The sequence below is a fragment of the Flavobacterium sp. genome, assembly GCF_029945805.1.
Lineage (GTDB): Bacteria > Bacteroidota > Bacteroidia > Flavobacteriales > Flavobacteriaceae > Flavobacterium.
Genome location: NZ_JAQSDH010000038.1, coordinates 69,584 through 96,079 on the forward strand (window position 1 = coordinate 69,584; position 26,496 = coordinate 96,079).

Annotated in this window: 26 protein-coding genes; 13 read left to right on the plus strand and 13 right to left on the minus strand. The window is 34.3% G+C overall.

Translation table 11 applies throughout. The features are described 5' to 3' along the window. Window positions 1-2 precede the first annotated feature (2 nt). From PSU83_RS09950 to PSU83_RS09960, 3 genes are read left to right on the plus strand one after another with little or no spacing between them, the layout of a single operon-like run. The gene (locus PSU83_RS09950; protein WP_300589263.1) at window positions 3-1,358 is read left to right on the plus strand and encodes a tetratricopeptide repeat protein; all 1,356 of its coding nucleotides are present in this window, start codon (window positions 3-5) and stop codon (window positions 1,356-1,358) included. Beyond that, window positions 1,358-2,140, plus strand: a complete 783-nt coding sequence (locus PSU83_RS09955) for a DUF4292 domain-containing protein (RefSeq protein ID WP_300589265.1) — start codon at window positions 1,358-1,360, stop codon at window positions 2,138-2,140. The genes PSU83_RS09950 and PSU83_RS09955 overlap by 1 nt, the downstream gene beginning before the upstream one ends. 21 nt (window positions 2,141-2,161) lie before the next feature. Further along, window positions 2,162-3,427 carry a peptidoglycan DD-metalloendopeptidase family protein gene (locus PSU83_RS09960; protein ID WP_300589267.1) on the plus strand — a complete coding sequence of 422 codons (1,266 nt, stop codon included), beginning with the start codon at window positions 2,162-2,164 and terminating at the stop codon, window positions 3,425-3,427. Between the two features lie 33 nt (window positions 3,428-3,460). Here the strand turns inward: PSU83_RS09960 and PSU83_RS09965 are convergent, their stop codons facing one another. After that, a complete protein-coding gene (locus PSU83_RS09965; RefSeq protein ID WP_300589268.1) occupies window positions 3,461-3,970 on the minus strand; it encodes an acyl-CoA thioesterase in 510 nt (169 codons plus the stop codon). Between the two features lie 57 nt (window positions 3,971-4,027). After that, window positions 4,028-4,987, minus strand: a complete 960-nt coding sequence (locus PSU83_RS09970; protein ID WP_300589269.1) for an SPOR domain-containing protein — start codon at window positions 4,985-4,987, stop codon at window positions 4,028-4,030. A 102-nt stretch (window positions 4,988-5,089) separates the two neighbouring features. Between PSU83_RS09970 and dprA the strand changes: the two genes are divergently transcribed. Then, a complete protein-coding gene (gene dprA / locus PSU83_RS09975) occupies window positions 5,090-6,199 on the plus strand; it encodes a DNA-processing protein DprA (RefSeq protein WP_300589270.1) in 1,110 nt (369 codons plus the stop codon). 2 nt (window positions 6,200-6,201) lie between these two features. Here the strand turns inward: dprA and trpS are convergent, their stop codons facing one another. Further along, complete coding sequence (gene trpS / locus PSU83_RS09980) at window positions 6,202-7,179, minus strand: tryptophan--tRNA ligase (RefSeq protein WP_300589271.1); 978 nt, start codon at window positions 7,177-7,179, stop codon at window positions 6,202-6,204. A gap of 73 nt (window positions 7,180-7,252) precedes the next feature. Here trpS and PSU83_RS09985 point away from each other — a divergent pair, with 73 nt between their 5' ends. Continuing rightward, window positions 7,253-7,993 (plus strand): lysophospholipid acyltransferase family protein, encoded by a 741-nt coding sequence (locus PSU83_RS09985; RefSeq protein WP_300589272.1) that lies wholly within the window; start codon window positions 7,253-7,255, stop codon window positions 7,991-7,993. Window positions 7,994-8,080: 87 nt separating this feature from the next. On the opposite strand, the gene PSU83_RS09990 is transcribed toward PSU83_RS09985, so the two are convergent. From PSU83_RS09990 to recA, 4 genes are all read right to left on the minus strand, one after another. Beyond that, on the minus strand, window positions 8,081-9,778 hold the full coding sequence (locus tag PSU83_RS09990; protein WP_300589273.1) for a hypothetical protein: 1,698 nt from the start codon (window positions 9,776-9,778) through the stop codon (window positions 8,081-8,083). Beyond that, the gene (locus PSU83_RS09995) at window positions 9,775-10,326 is read right to left on the minus strand and encodes a sigma-70 family RNA polymerase sigma factor (RefSeq protein WP_300589274.1); all 552 of its coding nucleotides are present in this window, start codon (window positions 10,324-10,326) and stop codon (window positions 9,775-9,777) included. The genes PSU83_RS09990 and PSU83_RS09995 overlap by 4 nt, the downstream gene beginning before the upstream one ends. Window positions 10,327-10,347: 21 nt before the next feature. Then, window positions 10,348-10,758: a hypothetical protein gene (locus PSU83_RS10000; protein WP_300589275.1), complete on the minus strand. Its 411-nt coding sequence runs from the start codon at window positions 10,756-10,758 to the stop codon at window positions 10,348-10,350. Window positions 10,759-10,848: 90 nt separating this feature from the next. After that, window positions 10,849-11,853 (minus strand): recombinase RecA, encoded by a 1,005-nt coding sequence (recA, locus tag PSU83_RS10005; protein WP_300589276.1) that lies wholly within the window; start codon window positions 11,851-11,853, stop codon window positions 10,849-10,851. A 245-nt stretch (window positions 11,854-12,098) separates the two neighbouring features. Here recA and PSU83_RS10010 point away from each other — a divergent pair, with 245 nt between their 5' ends. The 3 genes from PSU83_RS10010 to PSU83_RS10020 are packed head-to-tail and all read left to right on the plus strand — an operon-like array spanning window position 12,099 to window position 14,538. Further along, entirely contained in the window at window positions 12,099-12,833 is a 735-nt protein-coding gene (locus PSU83_RS10010) for a lysophospholipid acyltransferase family protein (protein ID WP_300589277.1), read from the plus strand. A gap of 10 nt (window positions 12,834-12,843) precedes the next feature. Then, window positions 12,844-13,845, plus strand: coding sequence for an acyl-ACP desaturase (locus PSU83_RS10015; protein WP_300589278.1), 1,002 nt, complete (start codon window positions 12,844-12,846; stop codon window positions 13,843-13,845). A gap of 48 nt (window positions 13,846-13,893) precedes the next feature. Further along, window positions 13,894-14,538: an HD domain-containing protein gene (locus PSU83_RS10020; protein WP_300589279.1), complete on the plus strand. Its 645-nt coding sequence runs from the start codon at window positions 13,894-13,896 to the stop codon at window positions 14,536-14,538. A gap of 41 nt (window positions 14,539-14,579) precedes the next feature. Here PSU83_RS10020 and PSU83_RS10025 read toward each other — a convergent pair whose 3' ends face one another. The 6 genes from PSU83_RS10025 to PSU83_RS10050 all read right to left on the minus strand — a co-directional run bounded on the left by PSU83_RS10025 (window position 14,580) and on the right by PSU83_RS10050 (window position 21,150). Then, on the minus strand, window positions 14,580-16,124 hold the full coding sequence (locus tag PSU83_RS10025; protein ID WP_300589281.1) for a hypothetical protein: 1,545 nt from the start codon (window positions 16,122-16,124) through the stop codon (window positions 14,580-14,582). Between the two features lie 70 nt (window positions 16,125-16,194). Continuing rightward, window positions 16,195-16,977, minus strand: a complete 783-nt coding sequence (locus PSU83_RS10030) for an enoyl-CoA hydratase-related protein (RefSeq protein WP_300589282.1) — start codon at window positions 16,975-16,977, stop codon at window positions 16,195-16,197. 50 nt (window positions 16,978-17,027) lie between these two features. After that, window positions 17,028-18,440 (minus strand): ATP-binding protein, encoded by a 1,413-nt coding sequence (locus tag PSU83_RS10035; protein WP_300589387.1) that lies wholly within the window; start codon window positions 18,438-18,440, stop codon window positions 17,028-17,030. A 121-nt stretch (window positions 18,441-18,561) separates the two neighbouring features. Next, the gene (locus tag PSU83_RS10040; RefSeq protein WP_300589283.1) at window positions 18,562-19,101 is read right to left on the minus strand and encodes a CopD family protein; all 540 of its coding nucleotides are present in this window, start codon (window positions 19,099-19,101) and stop codon (window positions 18,562-18,564) included. A gap of 57 nt (window positions 19,102-19,158) precedes the next feature. Then, complete coding sequence (gene hemH, locus PSU83_RS10045) at window positions 19,159-20,175, minus strand: ferrochelatase (protein ID WP_300589284.1); 1,017 nt, start codon at window positions 20,173-20,175, stop codon at window positions 19,159-19,161. Between the two features lie 102 nt (window positions 20,176-20,277). Continuing rightward, window positions 20,278-21,150: an AraC family transcriptional regulator gene (locus PSU83_RS10050; RefSeq protein ID WP_300589285.1), complete on the minus strand. Its 873-nt coding sequence runs from the start codon at window positions 21,148-21,150 to the stop codon at window positions 20,278-20,280. 229 nt (window positions 21,151-21,379) lie between these two features. Between PSU83_RS10050 and hemA the strand changes: the two genes are divergently transcribed. The 5 genes from hemA to hemF all read left to right on the plus strand — a co-directional run bounded on the left by hemA (window position 21,380) and on the right by hemF (window position 26,437). After that, window positions 21,380-22,639: a glutamyl-tRNA reductase gene (gene hemA, locus PSU83_RS10055; RefSeq protein ID WP_300589286.1), complete on the plus strand. Its 1,260-nt coding sequence runs from the start codon at window positions 21,380-21,382 to the stop codon at window positions 22,637-22,639. Window positions 22,640-22,672: 33 nt separating this feature from the next. After that, window positions 22,673-23,599, plus strand: coding sequence for a hydroxymethylbilane synthase (gene hemC / locus PSU83_RS10060; RefSeq protein ID WP_300589287.1), 927 nt, complete (start codon window positions 22,673-22,675; stop codon window positions 23,597-23,599). Between the two features lie 72 nt (window positions 23,600-23,671). Continuing rightward, window positions 23,672-24,331, plus strand: a complete 660-nt coding sequence (locus PSU83_RS10065; RefSeq protein ID WP_300589288.1) for a uroporphyrinogen-III synthase — start codon at window positions 23,672-23,674, stop codon at window positions 24,329-24,331. Between the two features lie 33 nt (window positions 24,332-24,364). Continuing rightward, the gene (gene hemE / locus PSU83_RS10070) at window positions 24,365-25,390 is read left to right on the plus strand and encodes a uroporphyrinogen decarboxylase (protein ID WP_300589289.1); all 1,026 of its coding nucleotides are present in this window, start codon (window positions 24,365-24,367) and stop codon (window positions 25,388-25,390) included. A 120-nt stretch (window positions 25,391-25,510) separates the two neighbouring features. After that, entirely contained in the window at window positions 25,511-26,437 is a 927-nt protein-coding gene (gene hemF, locus PSU83_RS10075) for an oxygen-dependent coproporphyrinogen oxidase (protein ID WP_300589291.1), read from the plus strand. The last annotated feature ends 59 nt before the right edge of the window (window positions 26,438-26,496 follow it).

Consider the following 26,496-nt stretch of genomic DNA (forward strand, 5'->3'; position numbering starts at 1 on the left):
AAATGAAAAAAATTACGGTTTTTAGTTTGTTGTTTTTTGGGATACTCTGTCTTCCCAGTATCACTGTAGCTCAAAAAGAAACACCCAATGATGTTGTGACTTTAGACGATGGATTTGAGGATTTGTTTTACGAAGCAATTCAACAACGAAGTATCGAAAACTATGACAAAGCAATAACGGCGTTGGAAAAAGGAATCGCAATTCAGCCCGAAAATCCAGTGATTTATTTCGAATTGGGCAAGAATTATTTAGCGCAGAAAAAATATCCAGAAGCGTTCACTAACTTTGAGAAAGTGACCAAAATTGATCCTAAAAACCGATGGGCGTGGGTTGGGATGTATGATGTTTGTTATGAAACAAAAGATTTCAATAAAGCCATTCCAATAGTGGAGAAACTCGTAACATTCAAAGAAGATTACAAAGAAGATTTGACATCGTTGTATATGAATACGCAACAATTTGACAAAGCTTTAACCCTTATAAATGAATTAAACCAAAAATACGGGAAGTCCGACAAACGAGAATTATATAAAGCTGATATTTTAAAAGATGCCAAATACCAATCGTCTGAAAAATTCAACTTGTTAGACCAAATTAAGAAATTTCCAAAAGAAGAATCGAATTATATTGCTTTGATTTATATGTATTCGCAAAGTAATCAGGAAGAAAAAGCTTTAGAAGTTGCTCAAAAATTAGAAAAGGAAATCCCAAATTCTGATTGGGCTCAAGTAAGTTTGTTTAAATTTCATTTGAATAATAATGACGGTGATAATGCAGTTAAAGCGATGAATATTGTTTTTCCGAGTAAAAAAATCGATTCTAAAATCAAGCACCGAATGCTGAATGAGTTTTTGATTTTCACCAAAACAAATCCAAAATATGAAGCCAATTTAGACAAAGCAATTTCTTATTTTGACAAAGATAAAGAGGTAAGAGTTGCCAAAGAAATCGGTAAGTTTTATTATTCGAAATCGAATTGGCCACAAGCCAGTAAATATTTTGAAATGCATTTAAAAAATACTGATGATGATGTAGAAACTCAGATTTTATTGATGCAATCCTACACAGAAAATCAACAATTTGATGTTTTGGCTAAGAAAGCAGATAATTTGACGCAACTTTTTCCAACACAACCACAGTTTTATTATTACGCCGGATTAGCAAACAATCAGCTGAAAGCATTTAAAAAGGCAGTATCATTTTTAGAAGCTGGATTGGATTTCGTAATTGAAGATGAAGCCTTAGAAATCAATTTCAATATTCAATTAGGAGAAGGATATAGTGGTTTGGGAGATAACGCGAAGAAGGAAAAGTATTTCAAGAAGGCAAATGATCTTATCAAGAAACAAAAAAAATAATGAAAAAAGTATTGTACATTTTGGTGGTTATATTTTTGGTTTCATGCAAATCGAAAGCTGGACTCGTTACTACTACAACACCTTTAGATGTTGTCAACGATAGTATAGTAACATCTGGAAAAATAATTCAAAATCATTACGATAACAAAAATAATTTTTCGACATTGTATATTAGAGCAAGCGCGAAGTACAAACATGATGATGATTCGCAAAGTGTTTCAGCGGAAATCAAAATAAAAAAAGACGAAGAAATATTAGTTAGTGTACGTTTTCTTGGAATTACAATGGCAAAAGCATTGATAACTCCTAAACAAGTCAAATATTACGAAAAAATTGGGGGAAATTATTTTGAAGGCGATTATGCTTCATTAAGTCAATGGCTTGGAACCGATTTGGATTTCAACAAAATTCAGAACATGCTAATTGGAAAACCTATTGATGACATGACAAAAGACAAATATGTTTTTACTGAAACAGAGCAATTTTATAAATTGAATGCTACAAACAATAACACCATTAAATCTTTTTTCTTTGAAGCACAACAATATTTATTAAAAAAACAAGAAGTCAGTCAGCCTGAAAAAGAAAGAAGTTTTGAGGCAAATTATCCTAGTTTTAAAGATTATCCGCTGGGAATTTTTCCTGAAAGCCTGACGATAAATGCCTTTCAAAAACAACAAAAAACGACAATCATTATTGATTATAATTCGATGACATTCAATGAAGAACTGAATTTTCCTTACAGTGTTCCGAGTGGATATGATAGAATTTATATAAAATAACAGAATTGAGAAATTAAAAATATGTCAAAATTAATTTTAACCTTATTGCTATTCTTTTGCTTCACAATACAGATGTGGAGCCAGCCGCCAACACAAGAACAACTTGAAGAACGCAAAGCTAAAATCCAGTTGGAAATTCAGGAAAAAGAACAATTGCTAAAATCTGTGAGAAGCAAAGAGAAATCGGTGCTAACAGAAATGGCGCTTCAAAAGGAAAAGATCGGTTTGAAAGAAAAACTAATCAAGACAACTGAAAAGCAAACTAAATTATTGAACAACGATATCTACATCAATCAAGTAAAAATCAACCAACTTAATACTGATTTAGACCAATTGAGAAAAGATTACGCGGCAATGATTGTGAAGTCTTACAAAAGCCGTTCTGAGCAAAGTCGTGCTATGTTTCTACTATCTTCAGAAAACTTTCTTCAGGCCTATAAGCGTGCGCAATACATGAAGCAATATGCAAGTTATAGAAAAATGCAGGGTTATGAAATTGAGGGGAAAACCAAACAACTTATTGGATTCACTAATAAAATTGTTATCCAGAAAACAGAAAAAGAAAAGCTAATTGTTGAAAATGAGAAGGAAAAGGAAGAGCTTGAAAAGGAAAAGAAAGTCCAAGAAAAAATAGCCATGCAAATTCAAAAAGACAAAGGCAAAATTACTGCTGAAATTAAGAAAAAGCAGCAAGAAACTAGAAAAATTGATGCTCAGATTCAGAAGTTAATTCGTCAAGCCATTGCTGAATCGAACAGAAAAACGGCAGCGGCAAAGGCCAAAGCTAATCCAAAAACTACTACAGCAAAGTCAACAAAAGCTCTTGAGAATTCGACAAATATTGTATTGACTTCTGAGGGTCAGTTGGTGGCAAATAACTTTAAAGCTAACAAGGGCAAATTGCCTTGGCCAGTAGAAAAAGGAGCAGTTTCATTGCCTTATGGCGATCAACCGCATCCTATTTACAAATCGCTTATGATTCACAATAGTGGAGTTGAAATCACGACTGAAAGTGGCGCTTCTGCAAGAGCTGTATTTGGTGGAGAAGTAACAAAAATCTTTAGGTTATCTCCTTTATATATTGCGGTATTTATTCAACATGGAGATTATTTCACAGTCTATCAAAACCTGAGTAGCGTAAACGTCAGTGTAGGAGACAAAGTTTCAACAAAACAGGTTTTGGGTAAAATCAGGACTAATGGTGATACCGGCAAAACTGTTTTGAAATTCTTAATCCTCCAGAATTCAACTTACAATAATCCTGCAACTTGGTTGTATAATATGTAAAAGAAGAAGGAAACCAATTTGGTTGCCTTCTTGCTATAAAAATAGCGCTTTTAATTCGGTTGCATCGTGTGGATTCATTTTCCCAGCTAAAACTAAGCTAAGTTGTTTTCTCCGCAAAGCAGCTTCAAATCTCGTTTTTTCTAGATCAGTTTGTGGCTCGATTTGCGGAACCTGAACAGGATTTCCGGTTTCGTCAACGGCTACAAAAGTATAAATGGCTTCGTTAGCTTTAGTTCGGATTCCCGATTCTCTGTCTTCCAACCACACGTCGATATAAATTTCCATTGAAGTATTGAAAGCTCGAGAAACTTTGGCCTCAACAGTAACAACACTTCCCAATGGAATGGCGCGGTTAAACGCAACGTGGTTTACCGAAGCGGTAACGGTAATTCTTCGGGAATGTCTTCTGGCAGAGATGCTTGCCGCTCTATCCATTCGTGCCAATAATTCTCCGCCAAAAAGATTATTCAATGGATTGGTTTCGCTAGGTAAAACTAGATCAGTTAAAATGGTCAATGATTCGGATGGGGCTTTTGGGCTCATACTTTTTTTACAAAGGTAATTACTGAAAACAAAAAATCCTGATTTCTCAGGATAATTTTATAAGGATTCAACTAAAAGCCAAGCATCTTTGTTGTCTAATTTCTGAATGTCTTTCATGGCCTGATGTGCTTCGGAATAACTGGAATAACTTCCGTAAAGTACAGGAAACAATCCATGTTTGTTTGGCGCCAGCCTTTTCGCTTTAAAACCTAGCTTAAGCAGTGTTTGATAGGCACCTTCAGCATTGCTCTCAATTCTGAAAGCTCCAGCAACCACATGATATGGCATCTCTTTTTCACTCGGAACCGTCAATGTAACCGTAGGTAATGGATTTGAAATGATAAAAGTAGCTTCTTGAATTTTTTGATTTACTTTTTTCTGAACATTGGTTTCAACTAAAAGCGTTTCTTCAGCGATTTTATTTTCATAGAATTTATACCCAAATGTTCCTGCAGCTCCAATAATTCCCGCGGATAAAGCGAAAATGGCAGCATATTTTAATGGAGAAAAATTTCTTTTTCTTTCCGGTATGAAAATAATTGGAGTTGCTGCTGCGGCCTCTTCAAATTCTTCCTCACGTACCTCATGCAAAATTTCGCGTTTTACTGAAGGAGAAACAAATGAACTCAAACCAAAAGATTCTTTCATATAATTGACTTGATCCGTTGGAACAAAAACTATATTATGCTCTGAGTTTAATGAAAATTGACCAATGTTTTTGATGGAGAAGTTTCCAAATTCCTGAATTTTTGTCTTCCAATGAGAAACTTCATTCTGAATAGTATTTACCGCAATTTCGTAGGATATTTTTTCGGCTTCAGCCAAATGATTTGCCAATAACCCGTCATTATTTTTAATAAACGGATTAAAAGAAATCATTTTTTTTGGAGGATAAAACGAATGGGAGTTTTCATCTAAGTATGCCGATTGAAATTCAGTAAGGAACGCGCCAAAACCAGGTACGGTAACACACTGATATCGATATAATAATTGGGAAATGTACTGCTCAATCTTCATGTCAACAAAATTAGATAAACATTAATGGTATCAAAAAATTATTCACACTATTTATTAACAATTCCGATAAAAATTTACTAATTTGCGTAGTAAATAACCTATATGAATCAGAGAGAACTTTTATATATTCTGGCACTTTCACGAGTAGAAGGAATTGGCGATATTGTAGCTAAAAAACTGATAAATCATTGCGGTTCAGCTGAAAGTGTTTTTAATGCAAAAGCTAATTATCTTAAATCCATTGACGGAATTGGCGATAATTTGATTAAAAAATTAAAAGATAAAACTGTTTTCGAAAAGGCAGAGAGAGAACTTCGGTTTATTGAAAGTGAAAAAATCAACGTTCTTTTTTATCTAGATGAAACGTATCCGGAACGATTAAAACATTGTATTGACGGTCCAGTTGTTCTATTTGCATCTGGAAATCTAAACTTTGAAAATCGTAAAGTCATCAGCATTGTCGGAACCCGTGAAATCACTTCATATGGAACGGCTTTTTGTAAAACGATGGTTGAAGATTTAGCTATTTTCAATCCAATTATCGTTAGTGGATTTGCTTATGGTGTTGATATTGTTGCCCATCAGGCAGCGATGGATCATGGATTGCAAACTATTGGAGTTTTGGCACACGGATTAAACCAAATTTATCCTAAAGCACATAAAAAGTATGTGGCAAAAATAGAGCAAAATGGTGGATTTCTAACCGAATTCTGGAGTACATCCAATCCCGAAAAAGAAAATTTTGTGAAGCGAAATCGTATTGTAGCGGGCATGAGCGAAGCTACTATTGTGATTGAAAGTGCCGAAAAAGGCGGTTCATTAATTACTGCTATGATTGCTAATGATTACAATCGTGATGTATTTGCCGTGCCGGGAAGAACTACCGATAAATTCAGTCAAGGTTGTATTAATCTAATCAAAACGCAACGCGCAAACTTAATGACTTCTGCAGCCGATTTAGTTTACATCTTGAATTGGGAAATTGCTTCTGAAAACCGCAACGACAACGCAGTTCAGAAACAATTATTTGTAGTTTTAGATACCGACGAACAAAAAGTATACGACTATCTTCAAAAAAACGGAAAGCAGTTATTAGATATCATTGCGTTGGAATGTGATTTCCCAATTTTTAGAATTTCAACACTTCTATTAAATATGGAATTGAAAGGTGTTATTCGACCCTTACCAGGAAAATTATTTGAAGCGGTTTAAGTTTATTCAAATCCCAATTTCATTCTAACTTTTTGTAAAACACTATCAGCAATTACTCCTGCTTTGGCTGCTCCTTGTTTTAATAAAGTGTCAACTTCGGGCCAGTTGCTCATGTAATAATTGTATTTTTCTCTCTCATTTTTGAATTTAATAACGATTAGTTCGAACAATTCTTGCTTAGCATGACCGTAACCAAAATCTCTATTTACATTGGTATATTTAATTCTCATTTCAGAAATCTGTTCCGCATTTGCCAATAATTTATAAAGGCCAAATATTTTGCAAGTAGTAGGATCTTTGGGGTCTTCTAGTGCCGTACTATCGGTTTCAATACTCATAATTTGCTTGCGCAAGGGCTTGTCTGCTAAAAATATATTGATCAGATTTCCGCGAGATTTACTCATTTTTTGACCATCGGTTCCCGGAATATACATCGTTCCTTCTTCAATTTTGGCTTCTGGAATTACAAAGGTTTCTCCCATCTGATGATTGAAACGAGCAGCGACATCACGCGTGATTTCAATGTGTTGCAATTGGTCCTTTCCAACCGGAACAAAATTGGCATCATACAGTAAAATATCTGCCGCCATTAGCATTGGATACGAGAACAAACCAGCATTTACGTCTTCAAGTCGGTCGGCTTTATCTTTAAAAGAATGCGCTAATGTTAATCGCTGAAAAGGAAAAAAGCAACTTAGGTACCAAGATAATTCTGCAGTTTGAGGCACATCGCTTTGACGGTAAAAAATCACTTTGCTTACATCCAATCCGCAAGCAAGCCAAACGGAAGCAGTGCTGTAGGTGTTTTGTCGCAGTTCTTCGCCGTTTTTTATCTGAGTTATCGAATGTAAATCAGCAATAAAAAGAAACGATTCGTTTTTTGGATCTTTGGAGAGCTCGATTGCAGGCAATATTGCGCCTAATAAATTTCCTAAATGTGGTGTTCCTGTACTTTGAATCCCAGTAAGTATTTTTGACATCTTCATTATTTTTCTAATCGCAAAGTTAAGGCTTTGTATTAAAATTAGCATAGCTTTCATTACATTTGACGGCATGAGAGCATTGAAAATTGTTTTATGGACGCTTTATCGCATTTGGTTTTATATTTTAATGGGTATCCCCATTATTATTATGTTTCCGTTTCTTTTCATTTCCATTCTTAAAGAAAAATGGTATCCTTACTTTTTTGTGATGGCAAGAATTTGGGCCAAAGTCATTCTTTTCGGAATGGGTTTTTTCCCGAAAGTCGAATCCGACCAAGAAATTGTAGCAGGTAAAAGCTATATGTTTGTTTGCAATCACACTTCAATGACCGATATTATGTTGATGCTTTCGAGCGTGAAGAATCCCTTTGTTTTTGTTGGAAAAACAGAATTAGCTAAAATTCCTCTTTTTGGTTTTTTTTATAAAAGAACTTGTATTTTGGTTGACCGAACTAGTTCTAAAAGCAGAATAGAAGTTTTTGATAGAGCACAGAAAAAGATTAATCAAGGGTATAGTATTTGCATTTTTCCCGAAGGCGGCGTTCCAGAAGACGAATCAATAATTTTGGATGAATTTAAAGATGGGGCATTCCGCTTGGCAATTGACCACGGACTTCCAATTGTTCCCATTACGTTTGCCGATAATAAAAAACGTTTCTCCTATACTTTTTTTAGCGGAAGTCCGGGACAAATGCGCGTTAAAATTCATCCTTTTTTTGAAACGAAAAACCAGAAACCAGACTATAAAAGGACGGTTAAAGAAGAAGTGCGTCAGGTTATTTTAAAACAACTTCAGAAATACAATACATAAAAAAGAGTCCCTAATTTTGGAACTCTTTTCTAGCTATTACTCGAAAGTAATAACAATCAACCTAACTAATTTTAAAAGAGTAACAAACTAAAATTTATAACTGACGCCACTGTAAATTCCAAAAATGTAAGGCTTGAAATTTCCGGCGTTATCAGTAAAAGTATTCAACTGATATTTTAACGTGGGCTCTACATTGAATTCGAAAGATTTCATAAATGCATATTTCATTCCCAAACCAAGATTCGTACTAAAGTGAACATCACTTAAGTTGTTGGCTTCGCCAAGTAAAGTGTCACGCCCTTGAGCTATAATTACTAAGTTGTTGTCTTGTAGAAAAAGCGTACTAAAGCCGCCAATTATTTTGATGCCGAATTTCTTATCCAAAAGGTTATAGGTCATTTCTACCGGCATTTCCAAATAGCCCATTTCCTGTCTTATATACCCGCTTTTAGGGAGCATAATTGAATTTTCGAAAGGTAATAATGTGGTTTCAGAACCTATTTGAGAACCAGCTGTAGTATTGCTTTGTATTTGTATGTTAGCACCCGAAGCACTAGGGTTAACATTTGTCATTTTTTTTGCGTCAATTGCTGTGAAAAATGAAATATTATTGGTATTGTAACTCACATTAACTTTGTTCAATCCGGTTCGTACTGAAAGCTTTTTATTTACCGCATAGCTCACACCAAGACCGAAACCAACATTGGTATTGAACGATTTAGAATTTCTAGATAGAGTAGAGTCAATTGGAGACCCGTTAGCAATTGAACCTAAAAAAACAGGCGCAACGTTTGATGTTAGCTGCCACCTGTTTCTTTTAGATTCCTGCTTTGATTTGCTTTCTTTTTCATTTAGCAATTCTTCCAACGCATTGGAAACGACACTGTTCTTAGCAGCAGTATCGTTCACTTTTTTCACAGTTTCCTGTGTAACAATTTTCGAATTAGAATCTCCTTTTAAAGCATCAAGATTGATGTTTTTGGTTTCAAGTGATGATTTAGAACCATTGTAGTTACTCGATTGTACAATATCTTTTTCAGCAGTTGATTTATTATTTTCTTTTTTCTTGTTAGAATTTTGAACTAAAGTATTTTGTGATTTTTCAAGAATATTTTCGGTTGTATTTTCATTGTTTTTATCAGAACTCAATGTGTTTTTTGAAGAACGTTGCTTTGGTAATTTTCTTTCGGCAACGTTTGATTCAGAAGTAGTATTGTATTTTTTAGTTTTGTTCTTTCTTTCGGAAATAGCATCCTTTTTACCATTATTATTAACTGTAGTAACAGCATCGGAAGCATTATTTTTCAACACTTGTTTTAGAGCATTATTTTCTGCTTTTCCTGAACTGTTTTCATTTACAACAGCATTATCAGTTCTAATTATCTTTTTGTATTTTAATACTTTTTCATCCGTTGCAGCACTGTGAGCTTTATTTAAAGTTTTTTCATTTGCTACTGCATCATCCGCTTTGATTTGCTCGTTAATATTTAAGGTTTTTTTGTTGGAGTCAAGAGTGTTTGTTCCATTATTTGTGTTGGATTTTTGCTGATTTACAACAGAATTTTCACGTTTTATAGTTCCATTATCAATAGATTTGGAAACCACAAATACAAGTAAAAATAATGCTGCAACTCCAGACAATTTCCACCAAAAAGGGATGACTCTTTTTTTCTTTTTATCATTAAGCTTAGCTTCAATAGTAGCCCAAGATACTTCCGGAGGCGTTACTTCGTAAAGCTTAAACTTTTCTTGAAAAAGCCGATCTATTTTTTTTCTTTCACTCATTTTGCAGAAGGAAATGTTTTATTTTCTTCGTTTTTATATTGGTCTATTTTGTTTTTTAAGATCATTCGGGCGCGCGATAAATTTGATTTAGATGTTCCAATGTTGATCGAGAGCATTTCGGCAATTTCAGCATGCGAAAAATCATCATTTACATATAAATTGAAAACTAATCTATACCGGTCTGGTAATTCCTGAATAATTTTTAGCAAATAGTCCAGTGAGATATCTTCATCATCTATTTCAAAATCAGTGTCATCCTGAATGTCTTCGTTTACCAAACTCAAAAAAGTTTGGGTTCTGTATTGTTGTAAAACATTATTAATCATTACTCTTTTCAACCAGCCATCAAACGAACCTTTGAAAGAAAATTGCTCAATCTTATTAAAAATCAATAGGAAACCGTCTTGTAAATTGTCTTGCGCCTCAGTATAATTGCGTGAATATTTTAAGCATACAGCAAACAGTTTTGGCGAATACAATCGGTACAACTGTTCTTGTGCTTTTCTATCATTGTGTTTGCAATCATATATGAGCTGCTTTAAATCCAATTTTTGAAAATTGATTGTTATTTAATTGGTTACCGGTACTTCGTATTCTAAAAATTGGTTTTCTCCAGATTCATTTTTTCCTTGGTAAAATTTAAAAATATAGGAGCCGCCATTACTAGTTACTAGAAAATTGAAAGTGTGTTCACCTATTGCATTGGGCGTTTCTATGCAATTATTTCTATTTTCAACTGCACTTTCAATTGCGATAGTTCGTACGTTTAGATTTCTATCATAATATAAATTATTAAAGTAGTGGCAAGAAGATGGTAACTTATAGTGAACAGTTATTGGATAAGTTTCTCCTAAAGCAAATTCAGCTGGAATTTCAACACTATCAATTTTTACTAATTCAAATGAATAATTTACACCGTCGCTTGGAGAACAGGAATTTAGGATGAATAAAAGGACGAAAAGGGATGCTATTTTTTTCATGATTAATTGTGTTTAGAGGTAGGATGTTTTTTTATAAAATTGGTTGCGTTAATTTAATAAAAAAACCCGAAAATTTTCGGGTTTTAAGTTTTAAGCATTATTCTCTTTAATGAGTTGTTTTATTTTTTGTTCCAATTCATCTGCCATTTCTGGATTGTCTTTAATTAAGACTTTCACAGCATCTCGTCCCTGCCCAAGTTTTGTATCGCCATAGCTAAACCAAGAACCCGCTTTTCGGATGATTTCAAATTCAACTGCCAAGTCAAGGATTTCTCCCGTTTTTGAAACACCCTCACCGTACATAATATCAAATTCAGCAGTTTTAAATGGAGGTGCTACTTTGTTTTTTACTACTTTTACTTTAGTTCGATTTCCGATAACATTTTCACCGTCTTTAATTTGAGAAGAACGACGAATATCTAAACGAATTGAGGCATAGAATTTCAAGGCATTACCACCGGTTGTCGTTTCTGGATTTCCAAACATAACCCCGATTTTTTCTCGCAACTGATTTATGAAGAAAACGGTACAATTTGTTTTGCTAATGGTTCCTGTTAATTTTCTTAAAGCTTGTGACATCAAACGAGCGTGTAATCCCATTTTAGAATCTCCCATTTCACCTTCAATTTCACTTTTTGGAGTCAAAGCGGCTACCGAGTCAATTACTACGATATCTATTGCTCCAGAACGAATTAGATTTTCAGCGATTTCCAAGGCTTGCTCCCCATTGTCCGGTTGTGAAATGATTAAATTTTCGATATCAACACCTAATTTTTGAGCATAATTTCTATCGAAAGCGTGTTCGGCATCAATAAAAGCTGCAATTCCACCTGCTTTTTGCGCTTCTGCAATAGCATGTAAAGTCAATGTTGTTTTTCCTGAAGATTCAGGTCCGTATATTTCAATTACTCTACCTCTTGGATACCCATTTACTCCTAATGCTAAATCTAAACCGAGCGAACCTGAGGGAATTATTTCTACTTCTTCTACAGCTTTATCGCCCATTTTCATTACGGTTCCTTTTCCGTATACCTTGTCTAATTTATCAAGCGTTAATTGTAATGCTTTTAATTTTGCTTCTTTTTCTGAACTCATTTTTTATAAATTTTGTGGCATAAAAATACTGCTTTTTTTGATTTTATCAGATACAAATTAGAGTAATTTTGAACAAATTACTTTCGCTCCAGCGGGATCCATTATCAATGGATTAAATGTACAAAGTCTGAATTTTTAATTGGTATAGAAAAAGTGTACATTTTTATAATTTTATAAATGTTTTTAATTCAGATTTATATTTCTTACCCTAATTTTTTGTTATTTTTGTTGTCTATTTGTACGTTATGGAAAAGATAATTTCGTATCCAATTTCAATTATTTTTTATCTCAGTTTTGGCTTGTTTTTGGTGATTTTTCATCCAATACAATGGGTGTGCTTGAATGTTTTTGGTTATCAGGCACATAAAAAAAGTGTAGATTATTTGAACTTTTTTTTGGCTAGATGCACGAATCTTTTAGGAACACGTTATTCTTTTGAAAATAGAGATACAGTTCCTATAAATGTTCCTATAATTTTTGTTGCCAATCATCAGAGTTTGTATGACATAGTTGGAATTATTTGGTATTTGAGAAGATTTCATCCCAAGTTTGTTAGTAAAAAAGAACTCGGAAAAGGAGTTCCAAGTGTTTCTTATAATTTAAGACATGGAGGTTCCGTTCTGATTGATAGAAACGATCCTAAACAAGCTATTCCTATTATTAAAGGCTTAGGGGAATACATCGAGAAGTATAAACGTTCCGCAGTTATTTTTCCGGAGGGAACCAGAAGTAAGAACGGTAAACCTAAAGAATTTGCCCAAAGCGGTTTAAAGATATTATGCAAATCTGCACCATCAGCATTTGTTGTACCAATAACTATTAATAATTCGTGGAAAATAGTTAAATTTGGTGTTTTCCCTCTGGGTTTAGGAAATCATTTACAATTTATAATTCATGAAGCAATTCCAGTAAATGAATTTTCTTTTGAAGAATTAATGGAGAAAACAGAAAAAGCAGTAACCCGATCTATTAAAATTTAAATTTGATATAATGTCACAAAAAAATATACGTCTAGAAGTCATGCAGTTTTTGGAAAAAAGCGTTGATGGTTTTGTCAAGGACTATTTAATTCCAGTAGAAAAGATTTGGCAACCTTCAGATCTTTTACCCGATTCTGAAAAAGATACTTTCTTTGATGAAGTTAAAGAGTTGAGAGAAATTGCCAAAGACTTGCCTTATGATTTTTGGGTAGTTTTGGTTGGAGATACCATTACCGAAGAAGCATTACCCACCTACGAATCCTGGTTAATGGATGTAGAAGGAGTAGACCAAAAAACAGAAGCGGGTGGTGACAACGGTTGGGCTAGATGGTTGCGTCAATGGACAGGTGAAGAAAATCGTCATGGCGAATTATTGAATAAGTATCTGTATTTGTCTGGTCGGGTCAATATGCGTGAAGTTGAAATTACAACGCAACATTTAATAAACGATGGTTTCGATCCGGGAACCGACCGCGATCCCTATAAAAATTTTGTTTTTACTAGTTTTCAAGAACTCGCAACCTACGTTTCCCATAATCGAGTAGCGCAATTAGCGAAAAAATATGGCGACAATAAATTATCAAAAATATGTAAAATGATTGCGGGCGACGAAATGCGTCATCATCATGCATATAGCGAATTTGTAAATCGTATTTTTAGTGTTGATCCAAGTCAAATGATGTTGGCGTTTCAATATATGATGAAGAAAAACATTACGATGCCAGCCAATTTAATTCGAGAATCAGGTGAAAGTATTGGATCAGCCTTTGAAAAATTTTCAGATTCAGCGCAACGAATTGGGGTTTATACCGCAATGGATTACGTAGATATTCTTCAAAAATTGAACGTCAAATGGGAAATCGATAAAATTACTAATCTTACTGATGAAGCTGAAAAAGCGCGAGATTATTTGATGAAATTGCCTGGTAGAATGACTAAAGTTGCAGAGCGGATGGTTATTCCAACCGAAGAAAAATTATTCAAATGGGTACAACCTGCTTTAATAAAGTAATTTACTAAAATCCTTTCATTTACTGAAGGGATTTTTATTCGAAAAATAATGTCATTACTAGATAATACGATACTTTTTGTCAAAAAAAAACTCGAAAATGCGGAAGGTGGGCACGATTGGTTTCACATTGAACGCGTGTATAAAAACGCATTACTAATTGCTAAAGGGGAACCGTGCGATATAACAATAGTTCAGCTTGGTGCGTTACTTCATGATATTGCAGATAGTAAATTCAACGGTGGTGATGAAACTGTAGGCCCGAGAATAGCAAGAACTTTCTTGGAAAGTGAAAATGTTGATGAACCGACGATTGCTCATGTAATCAACATCATTGAAAATATTTCGTATAAAGGCGGCAATTTTGAAAAGGAATTCAGTTCCAAAGAACTTGATATTTTGCAGGATGCGGATCGATTAGATGCCATTGGAGCCATTGGTATAGCTAGAGCATTCAATTATGGAGGTTTCAAAAATAGAACTATATATCATCCTAAGATTGCGCCAAAGATTACTATGAGCAAAGACGAATATAAAAATTCGGATTCCCCAACGCTCAATCATTTCTACGAAAAACTACTTTTATTGAAAGACAAAATGAATACCCCAACGGGGAAAAGAATAGCCGAAGCCCGACATATTTTTATGCAAAATTACCTTTCGCAGTTTTATGCAGAATGGGAAGGCGAGCGATAAAAAAAGTCCCGATGTTTTAAATATCGGGACTTTCTACTTTATTATAATGTCAATTTGAGAATTTGTTTTTTCTTTCCTTTTTGTCCTAAGAAGAAAACAGAATCGCCACTAATTTCTCCGTAAGCAACCATAAAAGGCACTTCATTTTCTTCATCATCCAAAACTTCACGGTAATCAAAATCTCCATTCTCATTTATCTGAATAACGTTTAAATTGGAACGTTTCGGACTTGCTTCTTTAAACTCAATTCTGTCTTTTCTAATCTTTCTGACCTTTTCGCCAGTATTAATATAGAAATAAGCATTGTTCCCTTTTGCAGTTGAAGTATACGAGAAATAAGGATTATAACTTGGCCAATCTTGACGTTTGTTTATATTTCTGGCCCAAACAATTTCTCCATTTGAATTTATTTTGGCGCTTACAATGTCGTCATAATGATAGGTTGTTCTTGTATAACTCCCTTGAGGCGTATTCATGTAAGTAGTAACAATATAAAATTCTTCAGCATTTAAAATTATATCATTTTGAGCTGTTATGATTAGTTTTTTAAAACGAAGGTTTTTCAATTCCTTGTCTTTATCTTTTCCATATTTATCAATTATGAATTGTTCAGTAAACGGATTGAATTTTGTTTTCTTTATTGCAAGAGTTGTTGGGTCTAATTCGAAATAACTGATGCCTTTAAAACGATTGTCATTTCGGTCGGAATAAAAACCAATACAATTCAGTCGGTCTTGAAAAACAATTGTTTTCAACGAAGCAGCATAATGATCATCGGTATCAAAAACTTGTGTTTTTTCGTCAGTGCTGGTAATGCGTGTCAATTCATATTGATATCTTCCGCCATCTTTTTTCTTTTTTGCTTCATCAGTTCTAACTTTTCCTAAAAGATATAAAGTGTTTCCATCTTTAGAAACATCGATATTTTCATAAATAAATTTTTTGTCTTTTATATCTCTTTTAAAAGTGTGATCAATCTTCTGATTCAGTGCCTTGTCAAACAAATAAATCTTATGCGTTTCGTTGTTTTTATCTTTAATATCTACGGTAATTGCAAATGCAGATTTGTCTTCATTAATAATCATTTGTGCGCCTGAATCACTATCGTAACGACTAGAACTTCCGCTTTCAGTATCTTTAGAATTCAATCGAAAAAGTTCTTTTGAAGTGAAATTAAAATTATTGATATTAGAAGTTAATGCGTTGCAAATAGTTGACTTATCTTTTTTATCATAAACATATTCAATCATGTTAATTTCCTGACCATTTAGAATGACACCAAGAATACTGCGATAGATTTTTTTATCTTCTTTTTTTTGTTTGGCTTCATATTCATATTCTTTGATAAGTTTTAAGTTGCTATCATAATGTTCAAAATAATAGCCAAGACCAGAGGAAAAAACACCTCCAGCGTAGGATCGTATTATGATAACGCCGCCATTTCCGTCATCTTCAACCAATTCAATGGAGGAATTTTTGTACTCGTCTTTAAAAACATCACTTTTAGTAACTTTGACGGGAATTTCTTGAGCATAAGAATGCAGTGATAGCATTGCAAATGCTAAGCAAATAATAATTTTTTTCATGTTTTGGTTGGTTTTTATTGTTGCGCCGAATATAGAAAAAAAATCCCACCATAAAAGGTGAGATTTTAGTTTATTTCCCTGTAAACTCCGCTTTTCTTTTTTCTAAAAATGCGGTAGTTCCTTCTTTAAAGTCTTCCGTGGCAAAACATTTTCCAAAATTTCTAATTTCGGTTTCATAACCATTCACGCCATCTTTGAAATTAGCATTGATCGCTTTTATAGCTCTTCCGATTGCGTAAGGTGAGTTTCTCATAATTTTTGTCGCGATACCTTTTGTAAAGTTCAAAAGTTCAGCTTGTGGCACAACATGATTCACTAAACCCATTCGAAAAGCTTCTTCAGCAGAAATCATTCCAGCGGTCATTATCATTTCCATTGCGCGGCCTTTTCCGACTAATTGCGGTAAACGCTGTGTTCCGCCATAGCCTGGAATTACACCAAGAGATACTTCGGGTAAACCCATTTTTGCATTATCGGAAGCAACTCTAAAATGACACGCCATGGCCAATTCTAAACCACCACCAAGTGCAAAACCATTAATAGCGGCAATAGTTGGGGTTCTCATATTTTCAATAAAATCGAATAACAGTTCATGTCCTTGAACCGCCAATTGTGCTCCTTCTTGTACTGAAAAATTCGCAAATTCAGCAATATCTGCCCCAGCAACAAATGCTTTTTCACCTTCGCCAGTTATAATTAGGGCTCTGATGGTGTCGTCATTTTCCAGACTTTCAAGGGCATTGTGCAATTCTTGAATAGTAGCAGTAGTAAGTGCGTTTAATTTTGACGGACGATTAATGGTTATCTGTCCAATGCCGTTTTCTTGGGAAACAAGTATATTTTCAAAGTTCATATTTTGATTTTTAAGTAAAATAATTTGTGATAATGTGTAAAATCTCTGTTTTATTTAACAATTGGAAGCGATACACTAAATGTTGATCCGTTTCCGAGTTCAGATTCAAAAGTAATAGTTCCGTTGTAATTTTCTATGATATTTTTAATAATTCCTAAACCTAATCCCATTCCGCTAGTTTTGGTAGTAAATTTAGGTTCAAAAATGTGTTCTCTGTTTTCGGGATTAATTCCAATTCCGTTATCTTTTACCGAAATGATTACATTATCTTCAACCTCATTTACGGAAACCAAAATGGTTTTTTCTAACTGCTCATCTGGAATGGATTGAATTGCATTTTTAACCAAATTAGTAATGATCCGAATCAATTGCGTTCGATCTAGTTTCGAGATTACATATTCTTTACTGCTCTCAAAAACAATAAAATCTTCATTAAAAATATCCAATGCTAATTCTACGACCTGAACTACATTTAGTGTTTCGTTTTGTTGGGCTGGCATAGATGCAAAGTTTGAAAATGCTGAAGCGACGGCACTCATTGTATCGATTTGTTGAATCATCGTTTTCGAATAATCGTTGAGTTTTTGTTTTAATTCGGGATCATTAATATCAAATTTTCGCTGGAAACTTTGAACCGTTAAACGCATCGGTGTCAATGGATTTTTGATTTCATGTGCCACTTGTTTTGCCATTTCGCGCCAAGCTTGTTCTCTTTCGCTTTGCGCCAACATCATAGCGCTATCTTCCAATTTATCAACCATTTGGTTGTACGCATTGATTAATGAATTGATTTCTTTACTGTTGGCTTCGATAACAATTTTTTCGTTTTTTTGATTTAAGCTTGTTTCATTAATTTTATCAGAAATGGTTTTTAGTGATTTGGTAATATAGGTCGAAAGAAAATAAGCCAACGCAAAGGCGATAATCAACATAAAAGAGTACACTTGGCTCAATCGAAGTAAAAACTGTTGCAATTCAGTTTGATAAAAGCTATCGTCTTCAACATATGGAATATTCAAAATTCCCAAAGGCTTGAATTTGTCGTCTTTGATTTGACTGTACGAAGAACGGTTTTTTACACCATTGGCGCTTTTAATATCCACATATCTTTTTTCGACGGAAGACTGAACTAGTTTTAAGACATAATTCGGAATTGGAGGCGCTACCTTATCCACAGAAAATGAGGCTTTTGAAGATTTTAGCAGTTTTCCATTCAGTCCATAAATATTGATTTCTAGGTTATGAATATCGGCTAATTCGTGAATTTTATCCTTAAAAATCAGTGGAAGATTTCGCTCTGTTAACGGATAAGTGGTATTGGAAAGCACATAATTGATGTGTTCTTTTATGGCAAATTCTTTTTGGTCGAGACGCTTTTGATGGTAATCTTTAGCTTCATTTCTAAACTGAATAATGGAAATAGAAGCCATCAAAACAGAAGCGATTAATATCAATATAATCATCGATAGGAAAATCCTAGTACGAAGTGAAAGCATTGACATTTTAAATCCTTTTAACATACTATTCAGTGTTCATTGTTCGGTCTCAGTCTCAGAAATGGCAAACGAAAACTGCGGTTGAACCCTATTTCTTTTCACGAATTCTTTTATAAAACTTAAAACCTAACATTATCAGAACCGAAAATAAAATAATTCCAATGACGCCATAAATCCAGTTAAAAGCATTTTTTAAAATTACTAAAAAAACCACGGAAAACAGAATAATCGTTGCGCCTTCATTCCACAATCGCATGAAATTTGACGAATAGTTGACGACATCATTTTGTAATTCCTTAAAAATTAAATGACATTTTATTTGGTATGCAATTAGTAAAACTACAAATCCTAATTTGACATGCATCCACGGCATTTGTAGCCATGCGGGCATTAGAAGCAATAACCAAATTGCGAAAATAACCGCCAAAATAGCACTCGGCCAAGTAATGATGTACCATAACCGATAGGTCATTATTTTGTATTGCTTTTGCAGAATTTCTTTCTCGGGCGAAGGTTTGTCGTTGGCTTCAATTTGGTATACAAACAAACGAACGATGTAAAACAAACCTGCAAACCAAGTGATGACAAAGATGAGATGCAGTGATTTTATATAATTGTAGAATTCCATTTTAAATGTTTCAGGTTTCAGGTTTCAAGTTGCTCTAACTTGAAACTTGAAACAAATTTAAGCTTTTGCATAATCCTTAATCCAATTTGCCACAACGCCACACCATTCATCCTCGTCGTTCATACACGGAATTGCCATAAATTCTTCGCCACCATGTACTTTAAATTCGTGATTGGCTTCCATAGCAATTTCTTCTAAGGTTTCTAAACAATCTGAAACGAAAGCTGGAGTGACAACGGCTAGTTTCTTAATCCCTTTTTCGGGCATTTTATTAACTTCAACATCGGTATAAGGCGTTAACCATTTATCACCAGCTAACCTCGACTGGAATGTTTGACTGTATTTGCCTTCGGGAATGCCGAGTAATTTCACCACTTGTTTTGTGGTTTCATAACATTGATGGCTATAGCAAAATTCATGTGCTGGTGAAGGGGTATGACAACACGAAAAATCCATTTTACAATGTGATTTGGTAATGTCCGTTTTGCGAATATGTCGTTTTGGAATTCCATGATAGGAGAACAACAAATGATCATATTCAAAAGTGTCCAAATGCTTTTTGATAGAATTTGCCAAGGCCTGAATATAATCGGGTTTGTTATAAAATGCAGGAACAATAGTGAACTTCATTTTTGGAAAGTGTTTCGCACGCAATTCTTCTGCCAAAGCAAGAATAGTTGTGGTTGAAGCCATGGCATGTTGCGGATATAAAGGAAATAACAGTACTTCGTTTACGCCTTTATCATGCAGTTCTTGCAATCCTTTCATAATGGTAATTGTTCCATAACGCATGGCTAACGCTACGGGAATATCAACTAATCCTTGCACCTTTTTGTGCATTTTTTTAGAAATTACAATTAAAGGCGATCCTTCATCAGTCCAAATTCTAGCGTAAGCTTCGGCAGATTTTTTTGGGCGGGTTTGCAAAATGATTCCACGGACTAATAACGCTCGCAATAAAAATGGTACGTCGATTACGTATTTATCCATTAGAAATTCATCTAAATAAGGCTTGACATCTTTTGCAGTCGGACTTTCTGGAGAACCCAGATTTACTAATAATACTCCTTTCATATTGGCAATTTTAATTTTTTTTATAAAAGTAAATAAACTTCTTTTTTATAGTTTTTGATTAACACTTATTTAGTGCTTGTTTGATATACGAAATCATTTGGATTAGGTATTTTGGTTAAGCGACATTAGATATTTTTTTGGAGTTGTGGCAAACTTTTTTTTGAATGCTGCAATAAAATGACTTCCGGTGCTGTATCCTATTTTTAGTCCAACTTCGGTAACATTGTACGATCCACTGTCTAATAATTGTCTTGCATAATCCATTTTATAATCGAATAAATAACCATAAACCGTATCGCCGTAAATTTGCTTGAAACCCATTTTTAGTTTTTTCAAGCTCAAACCAACTTTTTCAGCGAGTTCTTCCAATCCAGGCGGTTCGGCCATATAATTGATGATAATTTCTTTTGCTTTTCTAATTTTCAAAACGTTTTCTTCATCAATCAAAAACGGACATTGCTCCGCATCAGGATCTTCAGAACGATTGAAATACAAACTCAATAATTCATAACCTTTACCTTTATAATATAGGTTTTTAATCGACGGATTTAGATTATAATGAAATAGTTGACTTAAAACAATCGCCATCGACGGACTGATATCGTTCTCCTTGTAATATTTACGATCTTTATTTTCATCGCTTAAGAATGGAATATGATTGGCATCATTAGAGAACAATCCGTGGAACTTTTGAATAGAGATTATCACTGAAATAATCCAAGAATTGGGTGCTAATTCTAAATTTAAGGGCAACTCTTTTTGTGGATTATAAAATAAAAGTGATTTCTCATCTTTCAATTCTAAGGCATAACTTCCTTCATTGAAGACAAATTTAGCCTTTCCTTTAATTCCAAAATGAAACTGAATAAGCCCTTGATTTACAGGTCTCTTTACATGAAAAGTTTCATTTCCGTCATTCTGAAACCGAATTAAAATAAAATCATTTTCAATTTTTATCTCTTCTTGAGAACCCATAGCGATATTTTTACGTACATAATTTTGAATTCTGGCCGAAATCTTATTTAGAATCAATCTACATAATCGATTTGTTAGCACTTGATTTCAGTACAAATTTAATAGAAATTACGTTGTCAATAGCATTTTGAATTAAAAATTCTCACAGCGACACAAAAAGTCCCTACAGCGTTACTTTTATAAAGTAGATAATAATAATTTTGTTGAACTTTATAACTAAAGTATTTATATGGAAAATTTTAACATGTCGAAGCACACTTCTTTTTACGCTTTAGGTTTAAGTTACAAAAAAGCGGATGCTACAATGAGAGGTAAATTTAGTTTAGATGCTACCGCTAAATCGACAATTTTAATTCAAGCGGAAGCAGAAGGAATAGAATCCTTAATCGTTACTTCAACATGTAACCGTACTGAAATCTATGGTTTTGCCAATCATCCATATGAATTGATAAAATTACTTTGTGAAAACAGTAAGGGAACGGTTGAAGAGTTTCAAGAAGTGGCTTACATCTACAAAAATCAGGAAGCGGTGAATCATATGTTTCGTGTTGGGACAGGTTTAGACAGCCAAATTCTAGGCGATTTCGAAATTATCAGCCAATTAAAAATAGCGTTCAACGAAAGTAAATCAAACGGCTTAGTGAATTCCTTCATGGAACGATTGATCAATTCAGTGATCCAAGCTAGTAAAAAAATTAAAACCGACACTGATATTTCTTCTGGTGCAACCTCTGTTTCATTCGCTTCTGTTCAATACATTATCAAAAATGTAGCAGATATTAGCAACAAAAATATTCTACTTTTTGGCACTGGAAAAATAGGTAGAAATACTTGTGAAAATTTGGTTAAACATACGAAACACGAGCAAATCACCTTAATAAATCGCACCAAAGACAAGGCAGAAAAGCTAGCTCAAAAATTGGATTTAGTCGTAAAAGATTATTCCGATTTACAATTAGAATTACAAAAAGCTGATATTGTTGTAGTGGCTACTGGCGCACTAAATCCAACCATTGACAAAGCGATATTAAATCTGAAAAAACCATTGTTGATTTTAGATTTATCAATTCCGAAAAATGTTCATGAAAATGTTACTGACGTTGAAGGCGTAACCTTGATTCACTTGGATCATCTTTCGCAAATGACTGATGAAACTTTAGAGAAACGCAAACAACATATTCCTCATGCTGAAACTATTATTGAGGAAATTAAGGAAGAATTCATGGCTTGGACCCGAAACAGAAAGTTTGCTCCAACTATTCAGGCCTTAAAAGAAAAATTAAACGCAATTAAAGATGGTGAGTTGAGCAAACAACGCAAGAAAAATGCGAATTTTGACGATGCCCAAGCCGAATTAATAAGCAGCCAAATTATCCAAAAAATTACCAACCATTTTGTAAATCATCTAAAAGATGGTGATTCGATGGACGAAGGAATTGAATGGATTGAAAAAGTATTCCAACTTGAACAAGAGAAATCATTCTTTTAAGAGTTACTTTTACTACACAAAAACAGAAATAAAGTGACTGAAAAAACAATACGCATAGGAACGCGTGATAGTGAATTGGCACTTTGGCAGGCACACACCGTTCAAAAAAAACTTCAGGATTTAGGATATAAAACCGAAATTATTGCTGTTAAATCTGATGGTGATATTCTTCTTGACAAACCGCTCTACGAGCTTGGAATTACAGGAATTTTTACGAAAACCTTAGACATTGCTATGATAAATGGTAAAGTCGATATTGCCGTGCATTCTATGAAGGATGTCCCAACGGCTTTGCCAAAAGGAATTGTACAAGCAGCCGTTTTAGAACGTGCGAATACCTCAGATATTCTGGTGCATAAAGGGAATTTAAGTTTCTTAGATAGCAGTGGAATTATTGCAACGGGAAGTCTGAGACGTCAGTCGCAATGGTGGAACAAGTATCCAAATCATTGTGTTGTCGATTTACGTGGAAACGTAAACACGCGAATGCAGAAATTAAAAGATAACAATTGGGATGGAGCCGTTTTTGCAGCAGCAGGTTTAGAACGAATCAACCTAAAACCAGCTGATTTTATCAATTTGGATTGGATGATTCCAGCGCCAGCACAAGGAGCAATGGTTATAGTTGCAATGGAAAATGACAATTTTACCATTGACGCAGTTTCACAACTAAATGATATCGAAACGGAGATTTGTACGTATATCGAACGTCAATTTTTAAAAACCCTCGAAGGCGGATGTACTGCGCCAATCGGAGCTTTGGCAAAATATAATGAGGACGAAGATACGATTGATTTTAAAGGTATTTTATTATCGATCGATGGAAAGCAAAAAATAGAAATCGAAAAAATAGTTCCTATTTCCGAATGGAAAAAACTAGGATTTAATTGTGCCCAAGATGTGCTGAACAATAACGGCGCAAGTTTGATGGAAACCATTCGTAAAGATTTAAAAAAGTAATTTTATTTAGTCATGATGAATGAAAATCATCTGTAGAGCGTTGTAGTTAATTCACCAAATAAGAAGTTTCTAATGATTCAAATTCTTTCCACAAAAACCCTTTTGGACAATCAAAAGCAAGCCTTGGTAAAAGCCAATTTCAATGTCGTTGAAGCTGATTTTATTCAAACGAAAAGCCAAGCATTTGAATTTAATGAAATTAACGACAATTTGATTTTTACAAGTCAAAATGCAGTTCAAAGCTTTTTATTAGATCCGAAATCAGACGATTTAAAGGCGAAAAATATTTTTTGTGTCGGATTGAAGACCAAAATTCTCTTGTCAGAAAGTGGATTTAATGTAATTGCTTATACGGGTTATGCTGAGGATTTAGCCGAAATAATCACGTTGGTTTATTCCAAAGAAAGTTTTACGTTTTTTAGTGGAAATTTGAGAAGAGAAACCTTGCCAAAAGCCTTGAGAGAAGCCAAAATAAAGTTTAACGAAATCCAGGTTTACGAAACTATTTTAACGCCTCATAAAATAAAATCACCTGTTGAAGCCATTTTGTTTTTCAGTCCGTCTGGCATTGAAAGTTATTTAAAAGAAAATACCATCAAGAAAGAAATTTGTTTTTGTATCGGAACAACCACTTCGACTGCCTTAGACAAAATCACAAAAAATATAGTAATCGCAGAGCAACCTTCGATTGAAGACGTGATTGAAGAAGTATTAAATTATTATAAACGCTGAAAGCTAATCGCTAGCAGCTAAAAGCAAAAAAAAATGATCAAAAACGATTTATTCCTTCGTGCCTTAAACAATGAAATAGTTGAACGTCCACCCGTTTGGATGATGCGTCAAGCTGGAAGATATTTACCAGAATTCAGAGCATTACGAGACAAATATGATTTTTTCACACGTTGCGAAACGCCAGAATTAGCGGCCGAAATTACGGTTCAACCCATCAGAATTGTAAAGCCAGATGCTGCTATTTTGTTCTCAGATATTTTGGTAATTCCAAGAGCAATGGGAATTCACGTCGAATTAAAAGACAATTTGGGACCCATAATTCCAACGCCAATTCGCACCATGGAACAAGTAAATCAAGTGATTGTTCCGGATGTTCATGAAACATTAGGGTACGTTTTTGATGCCATCAAATTGACCAAAGAAATGTTGAACGATGAGGTTCCATTGATTGGATTTGCAGGTTCCCCTTGGACGATTTTCTGTTATGTTGTAGAAGGAAAAGGCTCTAAAAGTTTTGATACCGCTAAAGGATTCTGTTTTTCAAATCCAATTGCAGCGCATACTTTATTACAAAAAATAACAGATACCACGATTTTATATTTAAAAGAAAAAGTAAAAGCAGGTTGTAATGCCATTCAAATTTTTGATTCTTGGGGCGGCATGTTATCGCCAGTTGATTACCAAGAATTCTCATGGAAATACATTAACCAAATTATAGAAGCACTAGCAGACGATACAAAAGTAATTGTTTTCGGAAAAGGATGTTGGTTTGCTTTAGGCGACATGGCAAAATCAAAAGCTTCAGCACTTGGAGTAGATTGGACCTGTTCACCAAGAAATGCTCGCTATTTAACTGGCGGAAAAATCACGTTACAAGGAAATTTTGATCCATCAAGATTGTTGTCGCCAATTCCGGTGATTAAAAAAATGGTACACAAAATGATTGACGAATTCGGAAAAGACAATTACATCGTAAACCTCGGTCACGGAATTTTACCAAACATTCCTGTAGATCATGCTAAAGCCTTTATTGAAGCGGTTAAGGAATATAATAATTAGGGCGTGACCCTGCGGGTCGGGCTTTCCGTTGCAATCTTTTTTTTAATTCACCTTCGCTAGCGCTACGGTTAATCAAAAAAAAGGATTTCCACTGCAATCCCTCACGCAAAGCGTAAAAAGATGAAAGATAAATTTCTAAAATACATTCAAAACCTTCAAGACCAAATCGTCGCAGGATTAGAAGCAGTCGATGGTCAAGCCAAATTCCGTGAGGATCTTTGGGAACGACCAGAAGGTGGCGGCGGAAGAACGCGTGTTATTGAAAACGGGAAAGTAATTGAAAAAGGTGGCGTAAACATTTCTGCAGTTCACGGAAAATTACCCGAAGCCATGCAAAAGATGTTCAACGTTGGTGAAGCCGATTTCTTTGCTTGCGGATTGAGTTTGGTCATTCATCCAAAAAGTCCGATGGTCCCAACCGTTCATGCCAATTGGCGTTATTTTGAAATGTACGATACTTCGACAGAGCTCAGCACAGGTTCACGGAAAGTCATAAATTCATGGTTTGGTGGTGGACAAGATTTAACGCCGTATTATCTTTTTGAAGAAGATGCTAAACATTTTCATCAAACGTGTAAAAAGGCTTGCGACAAACATAATTCTGAGTTTTATCCAAAATATAAAAAACAATGTGATGCTTATTTTTGGAACGCACATCGTCATGAAGCTCGCGGAATTGGTGGCTTATTTTTCGATTATTGCAAGGAAACGGATGATATGAAAATGGACGATTGGTTTAACTTTGTTTCAGAAGTTGGAAATTCTTTCCTAGAAGCATATCTTCCAATAGTAGAAAAAAGAAAAAATTTGCCGTATACCGAAGCACAAAAAACGTGGCAAGAAATCCGTCGTGGTCGTTATGTTGAATTTAACTTGGTTCATGACAAAGGAACTTTATTCGGATTGCGAACCAACGGAAGAATAGAAAGTATTCTAATGAGTTTGCCACCGCATGTGCAATGGGTTTACGATCATCATCCAGAACCAAATAGCGAAGAAGAAAAATTAATTAAAGTATTAGAAAATCCGATAGATTGGATTAATTAACCAGTAAGATATTAAGAAAAATTAAGTCAAACGCTTAATAAATCTTAATATCTTAATGG

What these genes read in the sequence shown, in the direction of transcription:
- PSU83_RS09950 (WP_300589263.1), top strand. Translation starts at nt 3, where the DNA reads ATGAAAAAAATTACGGTTTTTAGTTTGTTGTTTTTTGGGATACTCTGT.
- PSU83_RS09955 (WP_300589265.1), top strand. Translation starts at nt 1,358, where the DNA reads ATGAAAAAAGTATTGTACATTTTGGTGGTTATATTTTTGGTTTCATGC.
- PSU83_RS09960 (WP_300589267.1), top strand. Translation starts at nt 2,162, where the DNA reads ATGTCAAAATTAATTTTAACCTTATTGCTATTCTTTTGCTTCACAATA.
- PSU83_RS09965 (WP_300589268.1), bottom strand. Translation starts at nt 3,970, where the DNA reads ATGAGCCCAAAAGCCCCATCCGAATCATTGACCATTTTAACTGATCTA.
- PSU83_RS09970 (WP_300589269.1), bottom strand. Translation starts at nt 4,987, where the DNA reads ATGAAGATTGAGCAGTACATTTCCCAATTATTATATCGATATCAGTGT.
- dprA (WP_300589270.1), top strand. Translation starts at nt 5,090, where the DNA reads ATGAATCAGAGAGAACTTTTATATATTCTGGCACTTTCACGAGTAGAA.
- trpS (WP_300589271.1), bottom strand. Translation starts at nt 7,179, where the DNA reads ATGTCAAAAATACTTACTGGGATTCAAAGTACAGGAACACCACATTTA.
- PSU83_RS09985 (WP_300589272.1), top strand. Translation starts at nt 7,253, where the DNA reads ATGAGAGCATTGAAAATTGTTTTATGGACGCTTTATCGCATTTGGTTT.
- PSU83_RS09990 (WP_300589273.1), bottom strand. Translation starts at nt 9,778, where the DNA reads ATGAGTGAAAGAAAAAAAATAGATCGGCTTTTTCAAGAAAAGTTTAAG.
- PSU83_RS10000 (WP_300589275.1), bottom strand. Translation starts at nt 10,758, where the DNA reads ATGAAAAAAATAGCATCCCTTTTCGTCCTTTTATTCATCCTAAATTCC.
- recA (WP_300589276.1), bottom strand. Translation starts at nt 11,853, where the DNA reads ATGAGTTCAGAAAAAGAAGCAAAATTAAAAGCATTACAATTAACGCTT.
- PSU83_RS10010 (WP_300589277.1), top strand. Translation starts at nt 12,099, where the DNA reads ATGGAAAAGATAATTTCGTATCCAATTTCAATTATTTTTTATCTCAGT.
- PSU83_RS10015 (WP_300589278.1), top strand. Translation starts at nt 12,844, where the DNA reads ATGTCACAAAAAAATATACGTCTAGAAGTCATGCAGTTTTTGGAAAAA.
- PSU83_RS10020 (WP_300589279.1), top strand. Translation starts at nt 13,894, where the DNA reads ATGTCATTACTAGATAATACGATACTTTTTGTCAAAAAAAAACTCGAA.
- PSU83_RS10025 (WP_300589281.1), bottom strand. Translation starts at nt 16,124, where the DNA reads ATGAAAAAAATTATTATTTGCTTAGCATTTGCAATGCTATCACTGCAT.
- PSU83_RS10030 (WP_300589282.1), bottom strand. Translation starts at nt 16,977, where the DNA reads ATGAACTTTGAAAATATACTTGTTTCCCAAGAAAACGGCATTGGACAG.
- PSU83_RS10035 (WP_300589387.1), bottom strand. Translation starts at nt 18,440, where the DNA reads ATGATTATATTGATATTAATCGCTTCTGTTTTGATGGCTTCTATTTCC.
- PSU83_RS10040 (WP_300589283.1), bottom strand. Translation starts at nt 19,101, where the DNA reads ATGGAATTCTACAATTATATAAAATCACTGCATCTCATCTTTGTCATC.
- hemH (WP_300589284.1), bottom strand. Translation starts at nt 20,175, where the DNA reads ATGAAAGGAGTATTATTAGTAAATCTGGGTTCTCCAGAAAGTCCGACT.
- PSU83_RS10050 (WP_300589285.1), bottom strand. Translation starts at nt 21,150, where the DNA reads ATGGGTTCTCAAGAAGAGATAAAAATTGAAAATGATTTTATTTTAATT.
- hemA (WP_300589286.1), top strand. Translation starts at nt 21,380, where the DNA reads ATGGAAAATTTTAACATGTCGAAGCACACTTCTTTTTACGCTTTAGGT.
- PSU83_RS10065 (WP_300589288.1), top strand. Translation starts at nt 23,672, where the DNA reads ATGATTCAAATTCTTTCCACAAAAACCCTTTTGGACAATCAAAAGCAA.
- hemE (WP_300589289.1), top strand. Translation starts at nt 24,365, where the DNA reads ATGATCAAAAACGATTTATTCCTTCGTGCCTTAAACAATGAAATAGTT.
- hemF (WP_300589291.1), top strand. Translation starts at nt 25,511, where the DNA reads ATGAAAGATAAATTTCTAAAATACATTCAAAACCTTCAAGACCAAATC.